The organism is Sinobaca sp. H24 (assembly GCF_023845525.1).
The window spans coordinates 51,061-66,217 of record NZ_JALBWT010000026.1 but is presented as its reverse complement, the minus strand read 5'-3'; the positions used below and the strand labels follow the sequence as shown (position 1 = coordinate 66,217).

14 protein-coding genes and 2 pseudogenes are annotated in these 15,157 nt (G+C 44.6%); 6 read left to right on the top strand and 10 right to left on the bottom strand.

Annotation, left to right across the window (positions count from 1 at the left end):
* Nucleotides 1-143: 143 nt before the first annotated feature.
* A complete protein-coding gene (locus MMY81_RS24020) occupies nucleotides 144-527 on the bottom strand; it encodes a VOC family protein (RefSeq protein ID WP_252312721.1) in 384 nt (127 codons plus the stop codon).
* 285 nt (nucleotides 528-812) lie between these two features.
* Here MMY81_RS24020 and MMY81_RS24015 point away from each other — a divergent pair, with 285 nt between their 5' ends.
* The 4 genes from MMY81_RS24015 (at nucleotide 813) to MMY81_RS24000 (ending at nucleotide 4,509) form a co-directional block, all read left to right on the top strand.
* On the top strand, nucleotides 813-1,136 hold the full coding sequence (locus MMY81_RS24015; RefSeq protein WP_252312722.1) for a DUF3870 domain-containing protein: 324 nt from the start codon (nucleotides 813-815) through the stop codon (nucleotides 1,134-1,136).
* A 91-nt stretch (nucleotides 1,137-1,227) separates the two neighbouring features.
* Nucleotides 1,228-2,394, top strand: coding sequence for a DUF819 family protein (locus MMY81_RS24010; protein WP_252314812.1), 1,167 nt, complete (start codon nucleotides 1,228-1,230; stop codon nucleotides 2,392-2,394).
* Nucleotides 2,395-2,406: 12 nt separating this feature from the next.
* A complete protein-coding gene (locus MMY81_RS24005; RefSeq protein ID WP_252314811.1) occupies nucleotides 2,407-3,474 on the top strand; it encodes a dipeptide epimerase in 1,068 nt (355 codons plus the stop codon).
* A gap of 27 nt (nucleotides 3,475-3,501) precedes the next feature.
* Entirely contained in the window at nucleotides 3,502-4,509 is a 1,008-nt protein-coding gene (locus MMY81_RS24000) for a C40 family peptidase (RefSeq protein WP_252314810.1), read from the top strand.
* Between the two features lie 51 nt (nucleotides 4,510-4,560).
* Here MMY81_RS24000 and MMY81_RS23995 read toward each other — a convergent pair whose 3' ends face one another.
* From MMY81_RS23995 to MMY81_RS23985, 3 genes are all read right to left on the bottom strand, one after another.
* Nucleotides 4,561-4,962 (bottom strand): DoxX family protein, encoded by a 402-nt coding sequence (locus MMY81_RS23995; protein ID WP_252314809.1) that lies wholly within the window; start codon nucleotides 4,960-4,962, stop codon nucleotides 4,561-4,563.
* 97 nt (nucleotides 4,963-5,059) lie between these two features.
* A complete protein-coding gene (locus MMY81_RS23990; protein WP_252314808.1) occupies nucleotides 5,060-5,617 on the bottom strand; it encodes an NADPH-dependent FMN reductase in 558 nt (185 codons plus the stop codon).
* A 12-nt stretch (nucleotides 5,618-5,629) separates the two neighbouring features.
* Nucleotides 5,630-6,688: an LLM class flavin-dependent oxidoreductase gene (locus tag MMY81_RS23985; protein ID WP_252314807.1), complete on the bottom strand. Its 1,059-nt coding sequence runs from the start codon at nucleotides 6,686-6,688 to the stop codon at nucleotides 5,630-5,632.
* A gap of 123 nt (nucleotides 6,689-6,811) precedes the next feature.
* Here MMY81_RS23985 and MMY81_RS23980 point away from each other — a divergent pair, with 123 nt between their 5' ends.
* Nucleotides 6,812-7,168 (top strand): winged helix-turn-helix transcriptional regulator, encoded by a 357-nt coding sequence (locus MMY81_RS23980; protein ID WP_252314806.1) that lies wholly within the window; start codon nucleotides 6,812-6,814, stop codon nucleotides 7,166-7,168.
* Between the two features lie 118 nt (nucleotides 7,169-7,286).
* Here MMY81_RS23980 and MMY81_RS23975 read toward each other — a convergent pair whose 3' ends face one another.
* Nucleotides 7,287-7,988 carry a copper homeostasis protein CutC gene (locus MMY81_RS23975; RefSeq protein ID WP_252314805.1) on the bottom strand — a complete coding sequence of 234 codons (702 nt, stop codon included), beginning with the start codon at nucleotides 7,986-7,988 and terminating at the stop codon, nucleotides 7,287-7,289.
* A 126-nt stretch (nucleotides 7,989-8,114) separates the two neighbouring features.
* Here MMY81_RS23975 and MMY81_RS23970 point away from each other — a divergent pair, with 126 nt between their 5' ends.
* Entirely contained in the window at nucleotides 8,115-8,420 is a 306-nt protein-coding gene (locus tag MMY81_RS23970) for a hypothetical protein (protein WP_252314804.1), read from the top strand.
* 70 nt (nucleotides 8,421-8,490) lie between these two features.
* On the opposite strand, the pseudogene MMY81_RS23965 reads toward MMY81_RS23970, so the two are convergent.
* The 5 genes and pseudogenes from MMY81_RS23965 to MMY81_RS23945 form a co-directional block, all read right to left on the bottom strand.
* Nucleotides 8,491-9,539, bottom strand: a pseudogene (locus tag MMY81_RS23965) (NAD(P)-dependent alcohol dehydrogenase).
* A 239-nt stretch (nucleotides 9,540-9,778) separates the two neighbouring features.
* Entirely contained in the window at nucleotides 9,779-9,934 is a 156-nt protein-coding gene (locus MMY81_RS33160) for a helix-turn-helix domain-containing protein (RefSeq protein ID WP_252314803.1), read from the bottom strand.
* A 21-nt stretch (nucleotides 9,935-9,955) separates the two neighbouring features.
* Nucleotides 9,956-11,080: a family 8 glycosyl hydrolase gene (locus MMY81_RS23955; RefSeq protein WP_252314802.1), complete on the bottom strand. Its 1,125-nt coding sequence runs from the start codon at nucleotides 11,078-11,080 to the stop codon at nucleotides 9,956-9,958.
* 115 nt (nucleotides 11,081-11,195) lie between these two features.
* The gene (locus MMY81_RS23950; RefSeq protein ID WP_252314801.1) at nucleotides 11,196-14,492 is read right to left on the bottom strand and encodes a trifunctional glycoside hydrolase family 18/polysaccharide deacetylase/glycosyltransferase family 2 protein; all 3,297 of its coding nucleotides are present in this window, start codon (nucleotides 14,490-14,492) and stop codon (nucleotides 11,196-11,198) included.
* A gap of 211 nt (nucleotides 14,493-14,703) precedes the next feature.
* A pseudogene (locus tag MMY81_RS23945) lies at nucleotides 14,704-15,146 on the bottom strand (DUF2188 domain-containing protein).
* Between the last annotated feature and the right edge of the window lie 11 nt (nucleotides 15,147-15,157).

Below are 15,157 nucleotides of genomic sequence, written 5' to 3'. Positions count from 1 at the left end.
AAAAAAATATTCACATATGAAAAATAATGTGGATTTTATTATTACCTATACCCTTCGCCCAGTAGCAAGAAAACACCCTTAGGCACCGCTTTTCCTTGGGGAAAAGCAGCTTATTTCTGCTCTGTTACGATTTCCAGATACATTTATTGCTCAACTATCTGAATGAGATTGCCGCACGTATCATCGAAAACCGCTATAGTGATCTCTCCCATGGTGGTTGGCTCCATCGTAAACCTTACCCCTTTTTTCACTAATTGTTCGTATTTTTTATTAATATCTTCCACTCCAAACATCGTTACCGGAATTTCTTCGGAGAATAATTTGCTTTGATATTCTTTGGCAGCCGGATGGTTGTTCGGTTCAAGCACCAGCTCGGTCCCAGCCTGATCATTAGGAGACACAAGCGAAATCCATCTGAATTCACCTGCTGGTACGTCATGCTTTTTTACAAACCCCAAAACATCTGAATAAAATGATAACGCCTTCTCCTGATCTTGAACAAATATACTAGTCACAATGATTTTCATAGTATTTCTACCTCCTTTTTGTTTCTAATACTAGTATAAATCAAAAGGGACTTTCTCTCCCATATCATTACGGCTTGTTATATAAAAAGAATAAAATGAATGAAACAAGTTGTCATCCTTTCTCTCATGAATTTATCTGAATAGTTTCACAAAAGTCTTGTTTTTGTTTACATGTTGCTATAATATTATGTTCAAAGCACGACAGGTCAGGAATACAGCAGAAAGCTATCCCAGCTTTTTTCCTCATTCCCATCCCTTATCGTGTTTCGCAAAAGGAGTTTTTATATGTTTGATCAGGACTCTATTTATATTGTGGGAGAAGCAAAATCCCCCTCCAATAACCCTATCACCGACCAGTACAAAGTTTTCTTCATTGGCTTTGTTGTCGATGAACGATCCGGGAAAATTCTGGATGCAGACTGCTCCGCAATTCTTGAACTAACGAGCCGGTTTGTACAGCATTTGTTTGCAGGCAAAGCGATTACAGCAATAGATGAAGTAACTGCGGATATTGAGCGGAAGTACCATGGCTCTTCCCAGAAAGCGATTATTGCTGCCTTTACGAATGCAAGCAAAAAGTACAGCCAACTGTTCGTACATACGAAATAGCTGCTTTATCTGTTACAGGATAAAATCCAGCCAGTTCTCTATTTTATAGAGGCTGGCTGTTTTTTTATGGAAAATCAAAGGGGGAATTGCTGTGATTCAAGATGGATTTTTATACGTTAGTGTATTGATTGCCGTTACTGCTGCTATCGTCTGGGCAGACAGGCGGTTCCAAACAAAATTTTTTAAATACGTTCCGGCTATTGTATTAATTTATATTTCCGCGGCGCTTCTTAATACCTTCGGTTTATTTGGAGATAGTGACGCTATTGGTGACACCAGCTCCACTATTAGAAACGCGCTTTTGCCCGCTATGATCGTTCTTATGCTTCTCAAATGCGACATCCGCAAAATTATAAAACTTGGTCCAAAAATGCTTATTACTTACTTTGTCGCAGCTTTCAGCATCGTCGGTGGGTTTGCCCTCACCTACTTCATTATGCAGTCCTTTTATATAGACGATACATGGAGAGCCTTTTCCGCGCTTGCCGGCTCCTGGACCGGCGGTTCCGCTAATATGGTAGCCCTGCAGAATATTCTCGATGTGCCGGAGGATATATTTGGTTTTGCCCTGCTTATGGACACTGTTAACTACTCCATCTGGGTTATGCTGCTTTTCTGGCTCGTGCCCTTCCAGTTCGTGTTTAACCGCTTCACAAAAGCAGATACAAGCAAATTGGAACAGATCAGCTCAGAAATGGCGGCCGCGGCCGATGCAGAGCCGGAACACCCAATCGCATTTCAGGATTTAATGGTACTGCTTGGTATTTCTCTTTTCATCGCAGCCGTGGGCTCTGTCCTGGGCGGTACACTGCCTGAGATAGGAACCGCGATTAATGCGACTACCTGGCAGATCGTTATTGCTTCTGTGGCAGGTCTGATTTTGGCTGTAACGCCGATCGCAAGAATTCCGGGATCTATGGAGCTTGGCAGCGTCATGCTTTATGTCATTGTTGCTTTGATTGCCTCGGGTGCAGATTTCTCCGAGCTCAATCAGGCACCGGTTTATATCATTTCCGGCTTTATGATTTTCGCTTTTCACGGCATTATTATGCTGTTGCTGGCAAAGGTGTTCAAGCTGGACTTATTTACTCTCGGAGTAGCCAGCCTGGCTAACATTGGCGGTATGGTTTCCGCGCCGGTGCTCGCCGGAGCATTTAATAGAGCACTGATTCCCATTGGAGTGATGATGGCTCTAATCGGGTCCTTCATGGGTACATTTTTCGGACTGCTGACTTCAGAAATACTATCCAGATTATAAAGGAGGAGACTAATGAAAGTAACGGATATTCAAACAAAAACAACGGTAAAGCAGCTAAAAGAGCCATTTGTAACGGCTATTCGAAAAGTAACTGAAATCGAGGTTATTTCCGTTTCGGTTACTCTTTCTACAGGTGAAACAGGAATGGGAGCGGCGGCTCCAACGTATGCTATTACAGGAGAATCTTCCGAAAGTATTAACGCTGCGCTGAGCGGCCCTATATCGGAGGATCTCCTTCATGTAGAAGGGGGCTTCCAACAACTTCTATGTAAAATCCAGGCTTCCTGCGCCGGAAATTCCAGCGCAAAAGCAGCGATGGACATCGCGCTTCATGAAGCATATGCTGCTTCAAAAGAAATAACATTAATCGAGCTTCTCGGCGGCGGCCCTCTTCTAATGGAGAATGACATGACCATCAGTCTAGGCAGCAGGCAGCATATGGAAGAACAAATGCAAAAACACCTTGGCGCCGGCTATCGAATTTTAAAAGTGAAATTGGGAAAAAATCCGGAAACAGACCTTCAAACGATTCTATTTTTAAAAGAAAAAGCTAACGGCCGGGCGCTCTTTCGAATTGACGCCAATCAGGCCTGGAAGCCGAAGGAAGCGATTCATTTCATCAGGGAACTCGAGAGGCAGAACGTACCGCTGGAACTTATCGAACAGCCAGTAAAATCCTGGGACCTCGAAGGACTCGCTTATGTAACCAATCATGTCCACACCCCTGTTATGGCGGATGAAAGCTGCGCTACAAGAAAAGATGCTTTAAAAATTGTGCAGATGCGCGCCGCTGACATGATCAACATTAAGCTGATGAAAAGCGGGGGAATTCGCGAGGCCTGGGCCGTCGCTGACATTGCCGAAGCCGCCGGAATTCCCTGCATGATGGGAAGTATGATGGAGTCGGCGGCATCTGTTCAGGCAGCAGCAGCCATTGCAAACGCGCACCCAAACATTACGATGTACGACCTGGACGCCCCTGCCTGGCTGCAGGAGAAAAGCGACAATCTCTTATTTGGTTCTCCCTATGTAGATTTAGACTCCCCTTACAAACCATCTTCTATGCCGGAGGAAGTATAGCTTTTCCATTCCAAGGAGGTTATTAAGATGATAAGAATTCTAAAGCTGACGTTGTTCTTCTGTGCAGTCAGCTTGTTGATCGCTGCCCCTGCCCAAGCTGAAAAAGAGTCATTAACAAAAGGAGAAACAGCCTATGTAGATGTGTCTGTAGTCACCGTTTGGGCGGAACCCGATATTCTTCGCCCGGTAGACGCACCATCTGCCTCAAATCCAGTATCACCGAGAATATGGACAGACTCTATGACGCTTGATGACAAGCTCTGGCTGGTCGGAAATTTAGAAACCCAGGCGCTGTATGGAATGAAAGTAACTATTTTGGATGAGCAGGGAGACTGGGTAAAAATAGCTGTTCACGGCCAAAGTACACCTAGAGAAGAAACGGGTTACCCTGGCTGGGTTCCGAAAGAGCAGCTTTCCCAAAATAAAAAGTTTGAAGCCATGCAAAAGAAATCATTTGCTCAAATCAACGTACCAACAGCAGTATTGTATGATGATCCACAGCTTACTTCAGAAGCACTCGAGGTCAGCTTCAATACGAGACTGCCTGTTATTGCTGAGCAGAATGGAAAGATACTGACTGCCTCTCCTTCCGGAAAAAATAAATGGATTTCTGCAGAGGACGCCGAGATTTATGATTCGGAAAAAAGCATCCCCTACCCAACTTCAGAAGATTTGATAGAAACAGGAAAAACGTTTCTGGATCTTCCTTATTTATGGGCCGGCGTGTCCGGCTTTGGGTATGACTGCTCCGGCTTCACCCACTCTGTCTATAAAGCCCATGGTATTGAAATACCAAGAGATTCCGGCGTCCAGGCAGAAGCCGGCGAATTTATAGAACGGGAAAACCTTCAGAAGGGAGACCTCGTGTTTTTTGCAAGAGAAGAGGGCACCGGGACCGTACACCATGTGGGTATGTATATCGAAGACGATGTCATGATCCACTCTCCTAATTCAAGAAGCACTGTTGAAATTACGACAATTTCGGAATCCGCGTATGCTGACAGCTACCACAGCGGACGCCGCTACCTTAAATAGAAAAAGAGCCTTCGAAGAGAAATCATCTCTCGAAGGCTCTACTTATGCCTATTACAAAAATGCCAGAGCATCCAATGATACGGAGCCGGGTCCCATTAGTGCAATACCCAGCGCGACGGCGATTAATACAACATTGTATTCAATGCCGCCTTTATCAGAAAACAGACCGTTTTTACGGGTGACCGTAACAATGGCCACAATCATCGGTACGATAATCAGCACAGCTGCCAATGGAGTAAACAGTCCCAATATGAATAATATTCCACCGACAAATTCACCAAGACCGGCTAACAGAGCCATTGGCTTACCGGGTTTGATTCCAATTTGCTCAAAAAACGCCCCTGTTCCTTCAGGACCACCGCCTCCGAACCATCCAAAGGCTTTCTGTGCTCCGTGAGCTGCAAAATATAAACCAACTACTATTCTTATAATTAAAAGACCAACCGCTTCCATTACAAATTCCTCCTATTTATTATATTGCTATTTTTATTTAAATGAAAAATGAATAGAAAAAAAGCCGAACGCATTCGGCTTTTCTCATCCCCGTGCATTAAAAGTCATATTGATTTTCTCTTATTTGTTCAAACGTCTGTGCCAGTAAGACAGTATCTTCCGCTAAGCGGTCCAGCCGGTCCAGAACGTCTGTATTAATAATTTCTTTTTGGTGAAAGTCCTTTTCTTCAATAAATACATACGTCTGTACAATCTGAGCCTTCATGTAGGAAAGAATCGGCTTCAGCTGCAGGTCTGCAACTAAATAATGCTTGGCAGATCCTGCCGTTACAAGCATACTGACCGTTTTGTCCCGAAATGCATCGACAGGCAGAAGATCAAAGACGTTCTTCAACGCTCCCGGCAGAGAAGCCTGGAAAATCGGCATGCCTATAATAATAGCGTCTGCTTCCATCAGCTCTTTCGTTACATGTCCCGTATCCCCGTTGTAATCGAGATAGTTGCGGCCGTCGCTGAACTGCATATCATAATCGGCCAGATCAAGAATCGATGTTTCTATTTCAGGATACTTTTCACTCACTTTTTTTACTGCTTCATTCATAGCCGTTCTTGTTTTCGAGCCTACCGGCGAACCGGATAATCCAATTAGCTTCATGTGTTCGTCTCCTTATTTCTTTGCCGTATATTTTTTCACTGCCGGCAGAATCGTTTCACCAATCAATTCGATATTTTTTCTTATTTTTTCCATCGGCATGCCGCCAAAATCAATTTGGGCCACATAACGCTGATGGCCGAACACTTCATGCTGATGCAGGATTTTTTCAATAATTTCCTGAGGGCTTCCTGTATTCATAATATTATGCGGCTCTGCTCCCTGGGCAAACAACTGCTTTGGAAACCCGCCTCCATTCGTTCGTTTCATACCTTCATTAATATGCGGATACAAATCCTTCAGCGCCTGCTGGGTTGTTTCGGCTGCATAAAAGAAGCCGGCTGTGGCGACTGGAAGCTGTTCCGGATCGTGTCCACCTGACCGTGCTGCATCCCTATAGGCATCAATTGTTTGTTTAAACCGATCCGAGGAGCCTCCTAAATGGGCCATGAACATCGGTACTCCGGCATAGCCTGCTTTCATCGCACTGGCCGGAGTACCCCCGACGGCGCGCCAGATCGGAAGCGACCCTTCCACTGGACGGGGCAGCACTTTGGCATTTTTTAGAGGTGCCCGAAACTCCCCTTCCCAGCTGATATTTTCCTGTTCATTAATCTGACGGAGCAGATCAAATTTTTCTTCATACAATGCTTCGTAGTCCTGAACATTATAGCCGAGCAGGTCAAACAGGCCGATCCGGGAAGCTCGTCCCGCCACAATTTCGGTACGGCCTTTAGAAATCAGATCCACCGTAGCAAAATTCTCATATACCCTGACTGGATCGGATGTACTAATTATCGTAGAGGAGCTGCCGATTTTTATTTTATTCGTTGCCTGAGCAATAGCAGAAAGAACCACTGCATGGGCCTGGGTCGCAAAGTATTCCTGGTGGCTTTCCCCCACGCTGAAAAAGTCCAGGCCTGCCTGTTCCGCAAGCGTTGCATATTCAATTAGCTCATGAATCCGTTCCTGCGCTGATATTCTCTGCCCCGTGTGAGGATCAGGCAGATGATCTCCAAGTGTATATATGCCAAATTCCAATCCATTCTCCGGATGAATGCGATATTTTTCCATGAATGTAACTGCCGCCTTTCTATTTCTGTTGTCTAATGCTATTATAATTAACATAACGCATATAAGTAAGTACGTACTTTAAAGTGCCATAGTATAAAAAAACGTACTAAGGAGGAATTCCTAATGGAAAAAAAACCGGAAAACTGCCGGGTCGATAATGCACTTGAGATTATTGTAGGAAAATGGAAGCCTATTATCCTCCTTCATCTCCTGCAGGAAGGCACCAAGCGGCACGGAGAATTGAAAAAAAACCTGCCGGACATTACGCAGAAAATGTTGACTAAGCAATTACGTGAACTGGAGAAAGAAGATATTATTGAACGGAAAGTCTATTCGCAGATCCCGCCAAAGGTCGAATATTCGATCACCGAATACGGCAGAAGCCTGGAACCTATTCTGGATGCCATGCATGAATGGGGCATGAATCATTCGCTGCACAAAAGCAAAAAGGAAATGCAGCAGGATGATAAAATCAGCTGACACACCTCTATTGGGTTATAGTAGAATTTTTAAAACCATCACAACAAACCCAGTAACCCCCGGTACTTACCATACCGGGGGTTACTTTTTATTTATGTCCGGACAGACATGGGAACTCTCATGCCAATACGGAAAGAAGCTTCGTTATTTCTGCTTGATCAAGCGGTTTTGAATAATTATTTTCCACCCGTGCACCGGATCCAACATGGTATTCTTCTGCGCTTACCCTTTGATGAATACTTTCAATATTTGCTGCTGTGATGCCTGCACCCGGCATAATTACAGGGCCCTGCAGATTCTGCTGAAGTGACACCAGCCGGGCAAGTGTCTCTAAAGCTTCATCGCAGACAGCTGTCTGCTTTCCCCCGGAAGTTAAAATCCGTTTCACATTAGGAAAATAATAAGCAAGCTCCCGATAGCCCTCTTCTACATTTTCCATCTCATCAAAGGCCCGGTGAAAGGTAACTTCCATCGGAGCGGCTTCATGCATCACTTGCTGCAATACGGCATGATCCAGCCTGTTCTCTGCCGTTAAGCAGCCGAATACAATTCCTGATACCCCGGACTGCTTCATTAGGTGAAGATCTTCCATGATTACTGCCAGGTCATCTTTTGAATACTGAAACGAATAGCTGTGTGGCCGCAGCATGGCGGATACAGGGAGCGTCGTATGTTTCGTTACCTGTTTAATCGTGCCAAAGCTTGGAGTCAGCCCGCCTTCTACTATTGCACTGACAAGCTCTATGCGTGACGCTCCAAGGTCTTTCGCCGCTTCAGCTTCTTTAGCATTCTGTACAATTACTTCCAGCTTTGCAGTCATGTTTTTTCCTTCCTTTCCTCTGCTATACTAGTAAAAAAGAATAATAGTATATCCCTTGCTCTGTATCCTTATTGTACCTGTTCATTTCTATCTCTGCCTCGCATTATAAAAAAGGGGGAACAGCCAGTGTACATTCATTTTATTGCTTTTATCCACTCTGCCCACGAAACCCATCCAGGGGAAGTGATGACCAAAACCTATTCGTCTTCCATTCGCCCTGTTCAGGGAGACATTATCAGCGATAACGGATTTCACCCGAAGTTTCACAATGGATATGAAGTCGTGAAAGTCACCCTCGATTATTCAACGAATGAATGCTGGGTTTCTTTAACACCGCTTATGATTGAACTTCAGGATATTCCTATAGAAGAATACCTGCAGCATATGAAAAAGCACGGCTGGCTTCCGGCGGATCACCATGTAATGGATTAATTATGCCGCATACAACAAAAACCACCGCTCTCCTTTTCAGGAAACGGTGGTTTTTACATGCACGGGCTGATTATGCCTCCATCGTGCTTACATCAATAACGAATCGATAAACGTACATCTGAGGCTAGAACCCTTTCATACGCTTCATCAATTTGATCAGCCGAGATCACTTCAATATCTGAGCCAATACCGTGCTCAGCGCAGAAATTCAGCATTTCCTGCGTCTCAGGAATACCGCCGATCATAGATCCTGCAAAGGAACGGCGTCCGCCAAGAAGAGAAAAGACGTTAAGGGACAATGGTTCAGAAGGAGCTCCTACGTTTACAAGCGCCCCATCCACCGTTAATAAAGAAAGAAACGCGTCTATATCTATTTTGGCACTGACTGTATTAATAATCAGATCAAACGAGCCGGCCAGCTTGTCAAACGTTTCTGCATCATTGGTGGCGTAGTAATGGTCTGCTCCCATACGCAGTCCATCTTCTTTTTTATTTAACGTCTGGGACAGCACGGTAACTTCTGCGCCCATCGCACTGGCAATTTTCACTCCCATATGACCGAGGCCGCCGAGGCCGATCACGGCTACTTTTCTGCCGGGACCCGAGCCCCAGCGGTTTAATGGAGAATAGGTGGTAATGCCGGCACAGAGAAGCGGTGCCGCAATATCGAGCTCTATCCCTTCCGGTATATGCAGCACAAAATCTTCAGGTACAACAATATGGGTAGAATAGCCTCCGTATGTGCGATCTCCGTATTTATCGACGTCAGCATACGTCATGGTGGCTCCTTTCAGGCAGAACTGCTCTTCTCCCTTTTTACAGTTTTCGCATTCTCCGCACGAATCCACCATACAGCCAACCCCAACGCGGTCGCCGGAATTATATTTCGTTACGTCAGCGCCTGTTTCGACAACGATACCGGCAATTTTCGTTGTCCCGGTATAACAGGGTATGTCTCCTCTTTCCAATCACTGTGGGCACAGTGAATATCTGAGTGGCAGATGCCTGCATATTTAATTTCAATCAAAACATCATGTGAATCAAGATCCCTGCGTTCGATGGTCATGGACTGAAAAGAGTCTTTCGGCCGGACACACCTCTTGCATTTACTTTTATCATTGAATAAAAACCCTCCATGTAGTATTTATCTAGTTATTAATAAATGCTGTAAAAACAGCGAAAACGATAATATTATCTAATACCCTTTTACTCACAGCATCAACCACAGCGTATTTTCTGCCTGTTTCCCATTAAAAAAGCAGCACCCTCAGGCGCTGCTTTTTAGTCGCACGTTCTCTTTTTTTCATTCCAGTCTTCTTCATTAAGCAGGTAGAGTACATCTACATTCAGGACGTCGGCTAATTTTTCAGCACATTGATGGATGGATTTACTACTTTATTTTTTTCCAGGTTGCTTAAATAGGATCTCGATAACCCGGAATATTCAGCCAAGGCAGTAATCGTCAGCTCGTTTTTCTTTCGATAATGATGGATTCGGTTTCCAATTCCAATCACAAGGCATTCCTTCTTCTTTATTTAATTTTTATGATCCACAGTCAGCATAGATAGTAGTCGTACACTGTCATTGTAATAGTTCCGGTCCGAGTCTCCATATTCTATCGTCATCTCATCCCACAGCTGATTCAGCCAATCCTGTTTAGACTCATCGACAGAAGCGCCGGCAGCAAGCGGTGCAGTGAATACCATATCCGTATGTTCAGCCAGCATCTCTCCATCCAATGTATAACCTGCCTGAAGGCTTGAGGGGTTTCCATCAGAATCGGCTTCTGCCCATTCGTTTATCCGCTGCAGCTGTTCTCTCACCTGACTGTTCCCGGTTTTATGGTACGCTTCTGCCATTCTCCATGGAACTCTTGCTGCATTGTAGGAATAATCGCCATCGCTGTCTCTTTCCAGAAACTCAGCCGGTGCCGGACGCCACTCTCCTTCTTCGTAGATAAGAAAATCGGGCAGCAGGCCTGTATCCGGACTGTATTCGTTCTGAACGTCTTCTGTGGTATCAACAATTGCTTTTTCCACGTCTTCCCATCTATTGTCTTCGGCGGCTTCCGCAAAAGCTGCAGCATGCCCGCCCATCCAATCGGATGTTCTCGTAGAATCACTGTAGACAGGATCATTACCGCGGACCCAATCGCCTAGAAGCGGAAGATGCAGATCCTCATGTATAACATCTTCCATCAGCTCATTGATGATCGTAATTGCTTCTTCCCGGTAATTAATCGCCCCATCGCTTCCCCATGCTTCATCAGCGAGCAGAAGAGCGTACGCGATATCCATATCTCCATCGGTAGCGGACCCGGTGATTTCCCCATTATCATTAATCATGGTGCCGTCTCCCTGATCCTGCTGCTTCCACGCCATAAAGGCGTTGTTATTCGCGGATGGATAGTGTTTAAAGTAATGATACATGCCGTCAAAATGAGCTTTTGTATCATCAGAGTAAGCCGCCATCTCCGCGGTAATAAGCATTCCGTAGCCGTGGGCCTCAGAAACGGTACTGCCCGTTTCGTCATACGCCACGTAGTACATTGTCTGCTCTCCACCTGAAGCGGTTCGCACATACGTGTCTGTCCAATTACTGTAGGCCTCGAGAATATCCTCACTGATTTGTTCTTCCGGCACATGATCCGGCTTAATCAACGATGGCTCCTCCTGTGACCTTTCGCAGGCGATGATAAACAGGCTGAGAGCAGCTGTGAGTGTAAGCATACACGCTTTTTTATTCTTTGTATCATCACATTTCCACCCATTCTTATTAAGCTCCACGCTTTGATTGAATGGTAGATACCGAATTCACATTACCTGTGCGCTTCAGCTTGTTCCAGCCCATTACTCCTCCACGGATAGCAAATACAAAGGACTTCCAGACAACATATGTGAAAAACTGTCTGTATACCAATCGTTGAATAAATACGGTAACCAAAGGTTTTTTGCTTTCATTTTCCAATTTAAAGGCATATACGGAAACCAGCGTATCTACCAGAAGGAACCCGGCATAGAAATACAACACGCGCAGGGAACCGGATGCCAGTCCCAGTAAAAGAATCAGGTCAATCAAAGGCGCAGAAGCTATCAACACGTACTGAAACAGCATGTTTGGCGCTGCAATAAAGGTCAGCTTCTTGTTTTTGCCGTCCACCATGGCGCGCTTATGCTTCCAGAAGCACTGAAGAATGCCGTAAGTCCAGCGGTAGCGCTGCTTCACGAAGCTTCTTACATCTTCCGGCGCTTCGGTATAAGCGACAGCGTCTACTTCACTTCTAATCAGATATCCTTTGCGCAGCAGCTTCAATGTAATATCTGTATCTTCCGCAAGCGTATCATCTTCAAAGTAATTTACTTTCTGGAGGGCTGAGTTTCTCCAGGCCCCAACGGCGCCGGGAACAACCGTAATACATTCCAGCTCGTCAAATGCCCGTTTTTCCAGATTGAATCCAGTAACATACTCAATGTGCTGCCACCATGTCAGCAGGTTTTTACGATTACCAATTTTTACGTTACCCGACACCGCTCCCACTCTTTCATCAGAGAAGTGACGAACGAGATTGGTGATCGTGTTCTCATCAATGGTCGTATCTGCGTCCAGCGTAACGGTAATTTCTCCATACACGTCTTTAAAGCCAAGGTTCAGCGCAGAAGACTTGCCCCCGTTTGGTTTTTTAATCAGCCGCACGTTGGAATAGCTGCCAAATTCTTCTTCCATTACTCTGCTTGTGCCGTCTTTTGATCCATCGTCTACAACGACAATGTCTAAATTAGGATAGCGGCTTTTTAAAATCGAATGGATTGTTTTAGCAATAACGGTTTCTTCATTGTAAGCTGCAATAAGAACGCTCACTAAAGGCTGATAAGATTCGTCGAATACTTTCTTTCTGCGTTTCTGCTTCCAGCTGAAGTAAATCAGCACAATAAGACGAAGCAGACCAACGGCTATCAGCCCGTAAATGAAGTAGGTTACACCCTCCGTTATGCTGGAGACAGTAATCGACCCGCGGCTGAAAAATGGACTGATCGCCGCTTCCGTTTCGGACACCTCCGGCATTACTTCATCTCTGGACATGCCGATTAATTCAGCAGACGGTACAATCTCATAGCCTTCCTCTTCCAGCCATTCTATGATCCGCGGAAGAGCTTCAATTGTTTCTGTACGGTCGCCGCCGGCATCATGAAGAAGAATAATGTTGCCGTCTTCCGCCCGTTTCGTTACTTCTTGGACAATTTGATCGCTCGTTTTATCTCCTTCCCAGTCTCTTGGGTCAATAAGAGAACCCATCAGCATGTAATCCAGATCCTGTGCGTGTGAAATTTTTTCCATGGTCTCTTTGGCCGGGACGTTGCTTCCTTCATCATTTGTAGATAAGAAAGGCGGACGGAACAATACAGTAGAGCGGCCTGTAATTCCCTGAATAATGCGCTGAGTGGAATTTAATTCAAAATCAAATTCCCTGGTTGAACTTTTTTGTATATCTTTATGACTGTACGTATGGTTTCCAATTTCATGACCTTCTCTATAAATTCGTTCCACAAACTCCGGATGGTTCGAAGCGTTTTGTCCAAGTACGAAGAAAGTAGCCGGTGTCTCATGCTCGCTTAAAATATCTAAAATCTGACCGGTGTACTTTGGATCAGGTCCATCATCAAAAGAAATAGCTATCTTTTTCTCTGCCTGGCCGTATCGCTCAATGTGATAAGGCGTGGAATATTCCAAGTATTCCTGACCAGTAATCACATCATCTGTCACTTCGAGGCTTCTTTTCCCATCCTGCTCGTCAGTGGTTACTTGAAACACATCACCTGCGCCGCCATCAGTAATTGGAACGATATTAGGAATTTCTGAGATCGACTCAGGTCCCGCTCCATTTTCGAACAGGCCCCAGATCGAGGAGTCTTCCGATCCAATATCCCATATGCCGATGGAATGAACATTATTGGATTTGGCAATCATCATTTGATTATAAAAGGTCGATGCATCCAAGAAGCTGATAAGGTGTTCGTTGTCTCCTTCTTTATAACGAACATAAGGAGTAAAATTTTTTTCGTCCCACTGAACCTCCAGATTTTGGTTGCTGGCCTGCTGCATGATATCTGGAAAACTCACTGTTTCTGCAGAAGTGTCCTGAGAGACATTCCAATTATACCCGAAGTTGGCAAGCGAAAGGACCAGCTTCTCCTCCGGACCGTCATACTGCTCAAATAATTCTTTCGTCCATTCAAAGGAAGCGATTGGAGAGCCGGATTTGCTGTTTTCATTATTCTCATCATAAGCCTGAACTACCAAATGATCCGCGTAGTCTGCTAATACTTCTGTGTCAAATGTATCATCTTCTACGCGAGTATTAAGCGCTACGGTGAGACCCGAATCATGAAAAATAGTATACAGCTTTTCAGAAAAATCTTCAAACTTCCCAGCGTCTTCATATTCGATATAGGTAAGATTCATATGAATTCCGTCATATCCGTCGTCCTGTACCATATTGTGTAATTCATTGATTACCTGGGTTTGTTTTTTGGGGTCATCCATTAGTTCGTCCATCGTTTCATCTGTTCCGTCATAGGTTAAGGAAACATCGGGAAGAATTTTCACCCCTGCTTCTCTTGCTAAAGCATCTATTTCAGTATCGGCTTTGTTTTCGATGGTAAAATCCTTTGTTAATGTAAACCAGTCCGGTACAAGTGTATCCACAGCATCAATGTTTCGCTCTAAGGAAAGCTTGTGCTGTTCTTCTCCATGAAAGTCCTGTTGATAAAAAGCAAATACATCTGTTTTCTGTGATTTCTGCCCTGCTGTTAATTCCAGCTGCTCTGCCTCATTCACATCGGTTGAAGCAACATCCTCTCCTTGAGCAAAAGGAGTCAAAATAGGTTCAATATTATGGGTGCTGACATCCACACCAGCCATGTCTGGTGCCTGCACCAGGGCCCGGAGCATTACTCCTGCTATAACAGCAAGTGCTATAATGGATAACAGGAAAGTGTACTTGGAAACCTTCCACCTTTTTCCTGATTCTTCTAAGAAGATAAATTTTTTCGGTTCTTTTTTACGCTGCTTCAACCCGTTCACCCCTAATATTCGTTATATATACTGTTTTTGTATCATATAACGAACAACGAGAAACGTAAATTCCACCAGAGGCTAAATTCTGGAATTATCCCGGTCTTTTCTTACTTTTTCTCTCAAATACTCCCAATATATAACTATTTGATCTTTATAACGAACAAAAGCCTTTTCTGCATTTGCAGAAAAGGCTTGATATAAATGGTTTTCAATAAGAATAGCGCGTATCAATGGTTCCGTCTTTTTTATAAATCACAGCTTCTGTTCCCTGTTTTTCAGCGATTTCTTTTGCTCTTTTCACTGCTTCGTTCTTATTATCGTACACCGCTGTGGGCTGTTTTGCATCTTTTGAACGAACGGCCCAGCCGTTTTCATGGGCTTCCACCAGCTCGGCTTTTTCCATGAGCTCCGGCCGGCTGCTGTATTCACTGTTGGAGCCGGGAGTAACCCGTTCGTTCTCCATATACTCCTCTATTTCCTGTTTATCCGCATCCTCATACCATTTTCTGCCTGTTTCGTAGCAATAGGAATTGCTTTTCCTTCATCATAGCCCTCATCAAGCATCGCGTTGGCAATATCAATAGCCTTCTTACGTACAGGCTTGTCCAGATTTTTTAAAGAGGATGGGTAATCGTTCATATTCCAGGGCATCGGTAAAACCT

What these genes read in the sequence shown, in the direction of transcription:
- MMY81_RS24020 (WP_252312721.1), bottom strand. Translation starts at nt 527, where the DNA reads ATGAAAATCATTGTGACTAGTATATTTGTTCAAGATCAGGAGAAGGCG.
- MMY81_RS24015 (WP_252312722.1), top strand. Translation starts at nt 813, where the DNA reads ATGTTTGATCAGGACTCTATTTATATTGTGGGAGAAGCAAAATCCCCC.
- MMY81_RS24005 (WP_252314811.1), top strand. Translation starts at nt 2,407, where the DNA reads ATGAAAGTAACGGATATTCAAACAAAAACAACGGTAAAGCAGCTAAAA.
- MMY81_RS24000 (WP_252314810.1), top strand. Translation starts at nt 3,502, where the DNA reads ATGATAAGAATTCTAAAGCTGACGTTGTTCTTCTGTGCAGTCAGCTTG.
- MMY81_RS23995 (WP_252314809.1), bottom strand. Translation starts at nt 4,962, where the DNA reads ATGGAAGCGGTTGGTCTTTTAATTATAAGAATAGTAGTTGGTTTATAT.
- MMY81_RS23990 (WP_252314808.1), bottom strand. Translation starts at nt 5,617, where the DNA reads ATGAAGCTAATTGGATTATCCGGTTCGCCGGTAGGCTCGAAAACAAGA.
- MMY81_RS23985 (WP_252314807.1), bottom strand. Translation starts at nt 6,688, where the DNA reads ATGGAAAAATATCGCATTCATCCGGAGAATGGATTGGAATTTGGCATA.
- MMY81_RS23980 (WP_252314806.1), top strand. Translation starts at nt 6,812, where the DNA reads ATGGAAAAAAAACCGGAAAACTGCCGGGTCGATAATGCACTTGAGATT.
- MMY81_RS23975 (WP_252314805.1), bottom strand. Translation starts at nt 7,988, where the DNA reads ATGACTGCAAAGCTGGAAGTAATTGTACAGAATGCTAAAGAAGCTGAA.